This window comes from Streptomyces sp. URMC 127 (assembly GCF_051386535.1).
Classification (GTDB): domain Bacteria; phylum Actinomycetota; class Actinomycetes; order Streptomycetales; family Streptomycetaceae; genus Streptomyces.
Window position 1 is genome coordinate 22,526 of record NZ_JBPQTW010000053.1, and the last position, 11,790, is coordinate 34,315.

General features: G+C 67.3%; 7 protein-coding genes and 1 tRNA gene. 5 read left to right on the forward strand and 3 right to left on the reverse strand.

Translation table 11 applies throughout. The features are described from left to right. Positions 1-246: 246 nt before the first annotated feature. Complete coding sequence (locus ACSNOH_RS14405; protein WP_436721700.1) at positions 247-660, reverse strand: type II toxin-antitoxin system VapC family toxin; 414 nt, start codon at positions 658-660, stop codon at positions 247-249. After that, positions 657-920: a CopG family transcriptional regulator gene (locus ACSNOH_RS14410; protein ID WP_436721701.1), complete on the reverse strand. Its 264-nt coding sequence runs from the start codon at positions 918-920 to the stop codon at positions 657-659. Before ACSNOH_RS14410 ends, ACSNOH_RS14405 begins: the two co-directional genes overlap by 4 nt. A gap of 361 nt (positions 921-1,281) precedes the next feature. On the opposite strand from ACSNOH_RS14410, the gene ACSNOH_RS14415 reads away from it, so the two are divergent. From ACSNOH_RS14415 to ACSNOH_RS14435, 5 genes are all read left to right on the forward strand, one after another. Further along, positions 1,282-2,409, forward strand: a complete 1,128-nt coding sequence (locus tag ACSNOH_RS14415; RefSeq protein WP_436721702.1) for a tyrosine-type recombinase/integrase — start codon at positions 1,282-1,284, stop codon at positions 2,407-2,409. A 393-nt stretch (positions 2,410-2,802) separates the two neighbouring features. Next, positions 2,803-3,975, forward strand: coding sequence for a hypothetical protein (locus ACSNOH_RS14420; protein ID WP_436721703.1), 1,173 nt, complete (start codon positions 2,803-2,805; stop codon positions 3,973-3,975). Between the two features lie 8 nt (positions 3,976-3,983). Further along, positions 3,984-7,331 carry a hypothetical protein gene (locus tag ACSNOH_RS14425; RefSeq protein WP_436721704.1) on the forward strand — a complete coding sequence of 1,116 codons (3,348 nt, stop codon included), beginning with the start codon at positions 3,984-3,986 and terminating at the stop codon, positions 7,329-7,331. After that, entirely contained in the window at positions 7,328-9,910 is a 2,583-nt protein-coding gene (locus tag ACSNOH_RS14430; protein WP_436721705.1) for an RNaseH domain-containing protein, read from the forward strand. Before ACSNOH_RS14425 ends, ACSNOH_RS14430 begins: the two co-directional genes overlap by 4 nt. Positions 9,911-10,007: 97 nt before the next feature. Next, a complete protein-coding gene (locus tag ACSNOH_RS14435) occupies positions 10,008-11,231 on the forward strand; it encodes a hypothetical protein (RefSeq protein ID WP_436721706.1) in 1,224 nt (407 codons plus the stop codon). A 364-nt stretch (positions 11,232-11,595) separates the two neighbouring features. Here the strand turns inward: ACSNOH_RS14435 and ACSNOH_RS14440 are convergent. Beyond that, positions 11,596-11,667: transfer RNA gene (locus tag ACSNOH_RS14440), tRNA-Arg, on the reverse strand. Positions 11,668-11,790 lie beyond the last annotated feature (123 nt).

Consider the following 11,790-nt stretch of genomic DNA (forward strand, 5'->3'; position numbering starts at 1 on the left):
CGAACGGCTCTCCGCTCCGTCGTCAGCACCTCACCGGGCGTAGTCAGAGAAGGGGGGATGAGGCGAGACATTGAGCCGAGAGGCCGGTACGTCAGTGACCCCGATCGCCGTCCCGGACCAGGGCAGGTACGGCGTGCAGCAAGATCGACGAATCGGTCTTCCCGGGCGGCCGTATGCCTGCGTGATGGTCGGCGATCAGGCTGACGTGGCGTGCGGTCGGGGCGGCGAAGACGCGGAGGCTGACGGTCAGATCTTGATGACGGTGAAGCGTCCGCCGCCCAGCGCGGCGAGGTCCTCTGGGTCCGAGGTGAGCACCGTGACAGGTCCGGGGGCGGCAAGAGCGGTAGCGCTGAGCATGGCGTCGATGGCGTATTTGTGGCCGTGGAGGCCGGCGTCGGTGAGGAGAGCGGCGGCCTGGCGTGCGAGGGGCTCGGTGACCGGCTCGACGACGATGCGGGAGAGAGCCCACTCCAGGGCGGGGCGGTTGATGCGGGGGTGGACGACTTCTACGAGGGTGGCGGCAGAGGTGATGACCCGCATGTCGTCGGCGCGGGACAGGGCGAGCCATCCGGTGACCGTCCGGTCACGCAGGACCGCCTTGGCCAGTCCCTCGCTGTCGAGAACCAGAGTGCCGCCGGGCACGGCGGGGGAGCGGGTCACGCGGTGTCGGCTCCGTCATGTGGCTGCTCCCGGCGGGCTTGCTGGAGCTGCTCGCGCAGCGCCTGGATTTCCTCATCGGTGACGGGGCCGTGTTCGGCCTCGGCGACCGCGATGAGTTCGTTGAGGTTGTCGCGTTCGATCTGTCGGGCTACGGCGGCGGCGACGTAGGCGGATAGGCCCGAGGGCCCGCTGCGGGCGCGGGCGGCTTCCGCGATGTCGCGCGGCATAGTGATCGAATACTTGCCGGTGGGCTCGCTCATGCCACTGATCCTACCTCGCATCCTCCCGGCTGGCCCGAGAGCGCATTGTCCTGGACGTTATGCCTTGGCGGGCGTGAGGCGTTCATCTGCACAGAAGGGTGGTGGACGTCATGAGAAGTCCGTTTGTACGGGGGTACGGCGTTCCCAGGCGGAACCGCGAGGGAAGCGTGGGCGCTGTCATGCGGCGGGGAGATCAGCGTGTCGTAGCCGGTGCGATGGAGGTGCGGGCGCTGGTCGATGAGCTCGGCGCCGCGTTCGTCCGGGCCGCCCGGGAAGCAGCCGCTGTGGAGCAGGGTCGCGCTGGCACAGGCCGTAGGGGGTTGGTGACCACCGTGGCAGTCTGAGCTGGTACGCCTTTGCCTTGGAGTACATGGAGATGCGCTGGCCGCTGATCGCGGCGAAGACCAGGGACGAGACCAATGACGCGCTGTGCGCGATCACGCTGTCGATGCTCCGGGATGTCCGGGGGCGGCCGAGTGATCCGTTGCTGCGGCGTGCGTTGCGGGGCTGGGCGTTCGTCGTGGCCGGGCCGGAGCCAGGCGGGATGCCGAATGATGTCCGGCTGGCGCTGCGCTGGGTTGCGGGCGCCTCGCGCCCCCTGTCCGACCTGCTGGACCCTGCGGTGTTGCGGGCGGTGCTCCAGTCCCTCCGACTCAAACAGGACGGCTTGCCAGCGGCGGCCGAGACCCAGCGGCACAAGCACAAGGTCCTGGTCAACGCGCTGCGCTACGCCGTCGAGCAGCGCAAGCTCCCTGCAGACCCGCTCGCCTCGATCAACTGGCGTGCGGCCGAGACCGTCCAGCAGGTCGACCCCAGAGTGGTGGCCAACCCCGTCCAAGCCCGTTCGTTGATATGCGCCGCCTCCTATGTCGGCGGCTACCGGCGGGCGCGCGGTCGGCGCCTCGTCGGGGTGTTCGCCGGCATGTACTACGCCGGGCTGCGGCCCGCGGAAGCGGTCGCGGTGGCCCTGCCGGACTGTGTCCTACCCCTGGAGGGCTGGGGGCGGGTCACCTTGCACCGCTCGCTGCCGCAGGCGGGTAAGAAGTGGACGGACACCGGAAGAGTCCATGATGAGCGGGGGCTCAAGAACCGCCCGGTGGACGAAACGCGGGTGGTGCCGCTGCCGCCGGAGCTGGTGGGCTTGTGGCGGGAGAGCGTCGAGACCTTCGGCACAGCAGACGACGGGCGCCTGTTCTTCAACGAACGGGGCGGCATCGTCGCCTCCGGCACTTACGACCGCGTCTGGCACGAAGCGCGCGAGCTGGCTCTCCCGCCCGATCTGGTGGACTCGCCGCTCGCGGGCCGCCCCTACGACCTGCGCCACTCTGCCCTGTCGACCTGGCTCAATGCCGGCGTCGACCCCACCGAGGTCGCCGAAAGAGCTGGCAACAGCGTCGAAGTGCTTCTGACCCGCTACGCCAAGTGCCTGTACGGGCGGCAGGCGATCGCCAACCAGCGCATCGAAGCGCTGCTGGGGCAGTACGCGTAGCGACGTTTACTCGATGCATGCGCTGAGCGCTGCCGTGTGGCGGAAGTTGGGCTGCTGACACAGCTGTGGGGCGCCGCCGGTACGGCCCCGAGTTCCCTGCGCGGTGCGCGTTACGCCACGTAGCAATCACCCGCTCGCGTCCGAAGGTCGCAGGTGGTCCCGTTGCTTAGCAGGTGCAGTATGGCCTCGCCCGAATTGCCGCGCATTCCCTTGAACGGGTGAATGTGTGGGCCATTGTTCACGCCCTATTGCGCGTTGTTCCCGCTGGTCACATGCCAAAGTGGCCCGCCACGCCACTCCGCGACGCCTGTGGAAGTGGGGGAGGCGTCTGGCATGCTCTGCCGTCACAGACAGCTCTATCGAGGTCACTTAATGAAGTGAGATGGAGGTCTGATGGCAATGCTGCCATCCGATGCCGTGTTGTACCGCCGCCGTGTTTTGACCAGTGCCGCCGTGAGGGCCGGGTATGCCCATACCTGCCGGTACGAGGAGCCGGCCGCCCGCCGTGAGATCGCCCGTATGACGGGCGTGGTCATGTCCGTCTGCGGGCCGGGGCGCGGACCCGCCACACCGTCCGCGCTCGTGGAGGCTCTTCACCAGCGGCTTGAATGCATCGCCCCGGAGATCTTCGAGGGGGCGCCCGAAGGCCGGCTGGTGGTCTTGGAGGATGGCCGTCTCTCCGACGATGTCTACGGCGTGGGCTGCGAGGACGTCGTCGAGCTGCTCAGCGGTGGGGTGGATCCGGGCCGGGGCTGGCTGCCGAAGTGGGCGTGGATGCACGCCGAGCTCGTGGAGAACGAAGCCTTCCGCCGCATCAACGACGGTGCTACCGACGCCGAGTACACGGCGCATCGCGCGTTCGTCATCAGGCAACCAGCCGGTGGAGAGCGTCAGTTGGCGAAGTTGTTCGGCGAAGCGGTGGGCATGCGCAAGTCGGTGAGGTACCTGCCGATCCCGGCGGACCAGGTCTTCCAGGGCCGCGTCTGGTGGCCGTGCCCGGTGTGCCGGTGGCCCATGCACGTGGACGGCATGGAGGTGCGCTGCCGTTTTCCGTTGCACAACGCGGTGTATTACGTCCGCGGTAGCTCCTCCAAGGGGCGCCCGCTCCTGCAGCCCCGGGACGGGGATGTGCCGCGGCAGCCGGCAGCCCGCTGTTTCCAGGCGGACGGTCCGGACCGGAGTGTGTGCGTGGAGACGGCGGTGTGGCGCCACATCGTCGTCCCGGGCGTGTGCGAGATCTATCTCTTCGATCGGCTGGAGGCGATGCGGCCCCACGGGCTGCATGTGGAGATCTGGCCTCACAAGGACAGGTATGACCTGTTGATTCAGGTTCCCGCGACTGGCTGGATGACGGCGATCGACCTGAAGGACTACGAGTCCGCGGTATCGCTGGCCGACAAGCTGCGCCGGAAGCCACCGGCGGCCCGGACGATCGTCATCCCCGACTACCGAGGGGAAACACAGCGCGACGAACTGGCTGACCTTCTGCCCAACTTGGAGGTGCTCTTGGCCAGCGAGGTCATCGCGCGGGCCAAGTCCCAGATCAGGAAGGCCAGACGCCGGTGATGCGACAGATGCTGGATGACGACACCCAAACCGCACTCGACCGCCGTCTACTGCCGAAGATCATCGCGTGCGCCTGCGCGGTAGCCCAGGCGCACTTCCCGCTCCGCACGGCTGACGGCGGCACCGGTACGGACCTTGAGCGTGTCTGCTACCTGCTGAGCGGAAGCTACGACGCCTGGACCGAGTATGCCGGTCTGACCGACGATGACCAGCAGCGCATCGGCCGGATGCTGCGGCAGAGGCCCAACAGGCTGAGCAACGAGGAGTCACTGCGCACCGACGCCGAGCGCTTCCTGGCCACCGGAGCAGTCAGCGAGTACGTCCTGCAGGAGTCCGGTCAGCTGGCAGCCCGGCACGGCATGCCTCCCCGTGAACTGGCCGACCTGCTGCTCGACGAGATCGAACGACTCCGTGCGGAAAACAGCCGCCCGATGCCGGCAGCTGAACCGGGAAGCTACGTGACCACGCTGCGCGTCCCGGTCGCCGGGCACGACCACACCTGGGCGGTACAGGCTCACTACACGCTCGAGGAGCACCATGCGGCCCCGGACGCCGCATGGCCGACGGTGCGTACATCTCCGGCCGCGGACGACATCACGGTCAAGATCCGCGACTTCCTCCAACTCAACGCCGACCTCGACCAGGACGCCGGCCAGACCTTCCGCACCCAGTCCCTGGACCCGTTGTTCCGTCAGCTGCGCACGGGCAAGAACCAGCCGGTGCGCGACGTCCTGCGGCTGCGTGCGGGAAACCTCCAGGTGCTGCAGGCCCCCACCGGCTTCGGCAAGAGCGTGCTCATGCGCAGCCTCGGATCGTGGGCTGTGCCAGAGCAGATCTCGCTGGCCTTGGTGGTGCCCACGACGATCGCCGCGCTGAGGATGGCACACGGAATCGAAGCCGATCTACGCGCCCGCGGAGTGAAGCACCCCGACCGCCTGGTCGTGCCGCTGATGTCACCCAACAGCACGATGGCGGCCCTAGAGCAGGTCGCCGCGGAATCGAGGGACCGCGAGTTCGTCGAATGGGCGGCAGATCGGCTGGGTTACGGATGCGCGCTGCCGGCCACCGCGACCATGGACGAGGAGGTGGACGCGTGGGTGCCCGGGCACGAGCACTGCGAGGGCCTCGTGCCGCATGGCCCGTCACCGGTGCCAGGGCAGGGCAGGCGGCAGGTAGCGAGGCGAGGACCATATGCCTGCCCGTTCCGTCACAGCTGCGGAAAGTTCCGCCTCGCCCGTCAGGCGTGCAGCGCGCAGATCATCGTCACCACCCACGCGAATTTCTACCAGGGGCACCTGCACATCCCCGTCCGGGTGGAGGGCGGTGGGGTCGTCGAGCGGATGCCGGTGGAAGAACTCATCGCGCGCCGCTGCCAGTTCACCGCCATCGACGAGGTGGACGGATTTCAGTCCTTCGTCCTCGGCCGGGCGGGGCGAGGAATGACCCTGGCCTGGGGAAACCGTCAGGACCAACGCCCGCTGCTCACCTTGGACAGCCAGTTCATCCAGGCGTTCGGGCGTATCCGCCCCGCGCTGGATGAGAGCATGCGCAATACCCTCATGCGGACCCGATGGCTCGCTGAAAGCTATGCCGGACACCTCGCGCACGGAACGCTCGCACCCTCCCTGCGCAAGCAGAAGAAGACCGGAGGCAAGAAGCGGACCACACGCCCCGATAGGGATAAACGGTGGATCATCCCTCAACGCTGGGACGGCTGGCTCAGCACCCAGCTGCGTGCTCACCTGGCCAATGACGAGGCACTGATCACCACGGAAGAACGTGCCTTCTCGCCCGACCCGGCCGAGCGGAAACAGTTCGCCGATCTCTACGAGCGCAAGGTCACCGTGGAGTCACTGCCCGAGCACCTACGCCAGACCGCTCACCTGCTGCGCGCAGTGACCGACCCGGAAGAGCCCGCCGGCTCCTTCAGCCATATCCGCAGGGAACTGGAGAAGCTGCTCAGCCGCTGGGTGCCCAACCAGCAGGTCAGAGCAGACGTGATCGACCGCATGCTACGCCGGGCCTTTCTGGAACCGCTGCGCCGACTGCTCTACCGCTTCGTCCACAACGCCCAGCAGCTGAAGCTCGCGGGCGTGGAAGCGGCACGCGACATCGCCGACGTCCTGGGCCCCTTCAGCGCCTGGCGCGCGATCCCGCACGGGCCGCAAGGCCGGCTCATGTTCGCCTTCACCGAGGACGTCCGCCCAGGAACACCTGAGGACACACGACTGAGTGTCTCCGCCTTCGGCGGCGACCCGCATACCTATGTGACCACGCTCGGCCAGATCACCGCACTCGCCCACAGCGGCCACAAGCGCGTGGTGCTCGGCCTGTCCGCCACCTCCTACGCCCCCGGCGCCCACCGGCACCACGTACACACCCCGCCCACCTGGTGGGTACCCGACGACGTCGATCACGGGGTGAGCGTCGAGGCGGAACTCTTCCCCGGCCTCGACTCGGACATGCTGCGCATCTCGGGGGTTACGGGCAAGGAGCGCATCGAAGCGACCAAGCTTCTTGGGCAACGCATGTGGCCCCGGCTCCGGGAAGAACTGCGGCACCTGCGCGGCCAGAGCAAGCAGCGCGTGCAGGACTCCATCCTGCTCGCCACCACCTCCTACGACAGCTGCCAGCACCTGCGCGACGGCCTGCTGGCCGCAGGAGCCGAGCCAGGACTGATCGCCATCGCCGTCCGGCCCCGACCAGACGACGAACCCGTCGCCCGTGAGGACGCCACAGACGACCCGCTCTGGCATGAAATCCCCGGCGACCAGCTGGAATCCTTCACCCGGCTGCCCAAGGCACGCATCCTGATCGCCCCGCTGGGGCGAGCCGAGCGTGGCCTGAACATCCTCGCCCCGCAGACCAACAAGTCCGCGATCGGCTCTATTTGGGTCGCCATCCGGCCCGTGCCGCTCGTCGACGAGCCCGATGAACTCCTCGCCCATGTGGCAGCCAGAGCTCTCGACGAGGCAGCCGCCACTTCGGAGCCCTGGAAGGAACTGGCTCGCCGCCGAAGCGTCGCCGGCACGTACTTCGAGCAACTCGTCGAAAGCGAACGGTACCTCCGTGCCCTGCCGCGCCGAGCCAAGAGAGCCTTCGCGGCCGAACTCGTCATCAGCCTGATCCAACTCGTCGGCCGGGCCCGCCGCGGCGGCACCCCGGGACGGATCAAGCTCGTCGACTACGCCTTCCTCGACGCCCGCGGCAACTCGGACCTGCCCCACCTCATCCGCGAACTGCGCAGCGAATGGGCCAGAACCGGGGAGCTGGACCGCATGCACACCTTGTACGGCACCACGCTGGACGCCTTCTTCACCTTCGCCGACCGCCACGTTCGAAAGACCACCCGGTGATCACCACACTTGCATTCCTGTTCCCGCACGCCGCACTTGGCCAGGTCACGGTCTATCCGCTGGAACGAGAGTTCGGCGAAGCCTGGCGTGACCTGCCCTGTTCCCGCGACCACAACGGCAAGCCCCGTCACCCGCCGTACGCAGGACTGGCCTCGGCCCTCAGCGCCGTCTCCGGCCAGCCCGTCGTCCTCATGCCGGATACCTTTGAATTCACCGACGACGAGTTCGCCTGCCCCGCCGTTGCCGTCACCACCCGCCCCTTCGATCCTTGGACACTCCACACCGCCGTACAGACCTGGGAACGCTGCGTCCGCAAGGGTGACGATGTCAATACCCTCGCCCCGATCCTGGTTCAAGCCGCCGTACAACAGCGGCAGCTTGCCGACTTCGTCCGCGGCTCCCGTGAAGGACGGCCGCACGCCCCGGGGTGGTTCTACCGTGTTGCCGCCTGGAACTTCGCCGAGCGTCTGGCGCGCAAGCCGCTTCCCATCCCCAATGGTCCGAAACTGAAGAACATCCGTTGGCGCATGGACACCCGCGGCAGCCTCATCAGCTGGGACCACGTCATCAAGCGCAGCCTTGAGCGCCCCAAGACCACCGGGTACGCCATCCACAAACTCGACTTCCGCGTGATCACGCAACCCGGAGAACCGCTTTTCGCCCTCCACGTCCTGCCCACCTTCAGCCGCCTGGCCACCCACTGGGCCAATACCCGCACCGCCTTCATTGACCATGGGAAGGGCGCCATCCTTCGCATGCCTATCGGGCACACCAAGAATGACGGCGGCGAGTGGGTACCTTACGCCCGCAACCACGCCGTCGAAGTCATCGAAGCCTGCGGCATGGACTTCGCCGAATGGCCGAGCAACAAGGAACTGGCCACACTGAGCGGCCAGGTCCGCGTTCTCGTTCCCGGCCCTATCCCGCATCCCCTCGGCAAGGGAGTCGGCACCCGATTCAACAAGGTCCTCTCCGACCACATCTGCCAAACCATCAAGCGGCCGAAGATCACCCAGGTTGCCTTTGAACGCACCGGAATCGAACTCACCCGCGCGACCAAAGGCGCCATCCGCAGCGCAGACCTTGACCGAGCTCTCTCCGCCACCGGCAGCGACCACGTGCGCATCATCGCCCTCTATAACGACGGCACCACACGGCGGCGTATGACGGAAGCACTCGCCGCCTATACCGAGACTCCCGACCAACCCATCGACTGCAGCGACCGCACCGATCACCTGCTCACCCCCAAACTCGCCATCCATTTCCGTCGCCTGCCCGCCCTCGACCGGGCCGACCAAGTCGACTGGAACAATGAGCTGGCATTTCTCGATGATTTGGAAGACGGCACTCCCAACGGCGCCTGGGTCGAGACGATTTGGAATCCCAAGCCGACCAAGCGGGAACGCGAAGCCAACCAGCACCGTCATGACCACAAGCGCGATCTGCGTCGTGCTCTGTACGACCGCGATATCGTCTCGCAGTTCCTAGCCCGTCAGCCGGAACCCGCGACAGAAGAGGACCCGGCGGACAATACGACCGAGCCATCCGGGAAAACGGGGACGCCTACGGACTACAAGGCGGCCAATGCTCTGCGCGACCTGTTCTTCCGCCTCGGATGCGTAGACGACCGACTCGTCCATGTCACTGACCTGGACGACGAACCCATCCTCGTCGGCATCCACATCCGCCAGCAGCGCATCAGCAACCGCCGCCCCGGCGCGGCGGACCGCACGCAGATGGTCGAAGTCCTCACAGCCCTCCACACCAGCAACGACCCCGCACGTCCCTGGCAGCTGAAGACCTACGATCACGCCCGCCACGACTGGCGCCCCCAGGCCGAAGCAGAAGCCTCCTTCGGCCGCGGCTCGATCGGCCGTGAAGGCCACGCCCGCCACGAGGAGGGCGCCCTTCTCGCGCGCCAGCACATCGACTCCGCCCTGAAGGTGCTCCCCGCAGACCGGCCGCTGATCGTTTTCGTCGACACCGAGGCATGCCGAACGATCTGGCCCGGCCTTCAGAACGTGAACTTCAGCACAGGGCCCCTGCCCGGTGACGATCTGCGCACCGAAGATCGCTCCGTCGCCGTCGTGGCCATCAACACCTCATACGGCGAAGTACCCACACCTGTGGAAAACGCCGCCAGCAACCGTAAGTCGCCTAAAAGGCCGCCAAAGCCGCAAAACCAGCTGTATAAGCGCACCGCGAGCACCGGAGTCACCAGCTGGTACGCCGCCCAGGCTTCCCGAACCTACGAGGGCTTCGGCAGCGCCGGCAGCATCGGGGGCGTCTACACCCGATTCACCCTCCCCGCGGAAGAAGAAGCCTTCCAACGCAAGGACTGGCACAGTTTCACCGCCGTCCAGATCACCGTGCCCCACGCAGGCGGACGTGATCCGGAACAGCTCGCGGCCCTCGCAGCCCAACTGTGCCACCAATCCCTCGCCTGGGACGCGCGCACCCGCCATCCCGTGCCGCTCCACGTGGCCGGAGCCCTGGACCGCTCCCACCCCGAATACCGAGGCCCGAGCCTGGACCCCGCCCTCGCAGCGAATGACGAAACGAACGAGGGGACCATCTAAAAAGCGCCGACGCTACGTGACCCACACCACAGGGGTGATCAGTGACGCCATTGGCACGCCCCTGCGGTGAAGAACGCCGTGGATTACTGTCGGCCGCATGACCGCGACAGAAACTGGAACGTTGTCCGTTGTGCTCGGCCGTTGCATCGAACCCGGGACACCGCTGGGTCCGTTCACGGGTACGCCCCTCAAGGGATTCACCACGGCTTCCGAGACCGGGCTCATCCATGCGGTCGAAGAATGCCCCCGCCTACGCAAGGCATCCTCAGTGCGCGCCGTCGACTTCACCCTCGACGCCTCCTCGCTGGCCCGACTCTGCACCAACTGGAGCTGCCGCTGGCCGGTGCCCGACCACGGCCGCTGGCCAGTCTTTCTCGACGCTCTGAACTCCCTTTCCTGGCTACGGACCAACGGCGAGGACGTACAGGAGCAGCTTCCGGACGAGGCTGAGGTCGACGAGGCGGTACAGCTGCTGTCGCAGGGCGAGTACCCGGAGGACGAAGACGACACTGACGCCTGGGAGCGTTACCGGCAGGCCAGGGAATGCCGCGACGAGATCCTCGCCGACTGGCAGGGCACACAGGACCGGCTGATCACAGCCGGCGAGGCCCTGGCTGCATGTCCCTGGTTGCATCCCTGGGCTGAAGCCCGAATGGCGGCGTACGCCAAGCTCGTCGAGCAGAAGCGGCAGATGGTGATCCGTTTCTACTCCCCCCGGGCGCTCGCCGAGGCGGCGGCCGTCTCTTCCCTGGCCGACCCTGAGGGGACACCCGGCACCGGCTTCGGGATCTTCGGGCGCGATGCCCGCGTCGTATTGCGGAGGGTCTGGCAGGCGTGGCGTGCCCATGCCCGCTGGGGCGCCACGTCGGTCACCATGGCTGCGCTGTCGGCCGGCCAAGAGCTGCACGAGAACCTGGGGCGCCGCCGGAAGGGGCGGGAGGAGGCCGAAGAGGCGCTGAGTCAACTGACCTCCGCCTGGGCCGACCAAGCCCGTCTCGCAGCTGCCGAACAGTCGGCGGGGCGCCCCTGGCGCCTCATAGGCGTACAGATACCGTCCCCGCACCGCTCTCCGCACGGTGGGATTGTGTACAACTCGCTGACCGCATGGGAGCTGGCGGTCTTCGCGGTCTACCAGGTCGCCGTGGACTGGTATCGGGGAACCGCTGCACTGTGGGTGCCCCATGGGATCGGTGAGCAACTCCTCACACCGGAGGGCTCGATGGAGTCCGTCGATCTCCTGGAGGCCCCCGAGGACTGGGCAGCACCGGCTTCCGTGCTCCTGGCGGCCTGGGAGCCGAGGAAGGGAGAGAGCCCGGAATGAGGCCCGTTCCCCGTACTCTACGGCGGCCCGCCTGCATCGCGCGAAAGTCACACGGTCCCACGCGCCGTCCCGTCGCACGCCCGGTCGCTCAGGAAAGCCGCAGATCAGAGAGGTTCGTGCCGCGCGCTGGTCACCGTCGGCCGGTTTGGCGCAGGTTTGCGTCCCGCGTATGTCCCGCGCAGGCGTCTGCTGCCCCTGCTGCGGGACGGAGAACGGTGCCCTTTCCGTCCTCGTCTCTGTAAAGGGCCTGGTCAGGGGCGTTATGGCAGTCAATTGCTTAACGGTCGGATAGGCCGTGTGTGTTTTGGCATGTACGAGAAAGGCCCTGAACTGCATTTCTGCAGTTCAGGGCCTTGATCCGGAGTGCCCCCGGCAGGATTCGAACCTGCGCACACGGCTCCGGAGGCCGTTGCTCTATCCCCTGAGCTACGGGGGCGTGTCGGCCGCGTCTCGCGGTGACGGGTAGAACATTACCAGCTTCGGAAGGGTGATCCGCAACGTCGTTCGGCGGGGGTCCGGGGCGGAGCTCATGGCCGAACTGGAGCCGCTGCGGATGCCC

What these genes read in the sequence shown, in the direction of transcription:
- ACSNOH_RS14410 (WP_436721701.1), bottom strand. Translation starts at nt 920, where the DNA reads ATGAGCGAGCCCACCGGCAAGTATTCGATCACTATGCCGCGCGACATC.
- ACSNOH_RS14435 (WP_436721706.1), top strand. Translation starts at nt 10,008, where the DNA reads ATGACCGCGACAGAAACTGGAACGTTGTCCGTTGTGCTCGGCCGTTGC.
- ACSNOH_RS14420 (WP_436721703.1), top strand. Translation starts at nt 2,803, where the DNA reads ATGGCAATGCTGCCATCCGATGCCGTGTTGTACCGCCGCCGTGTTTTG.
- ACSNOH_RS14425 (WP_436721704.1), top strand. Translation starts at nt 3,984, where the DNA reads ATGCTGGATGACGACACCCAAACCGCACTCGACCGCCGTCTACTGCCG.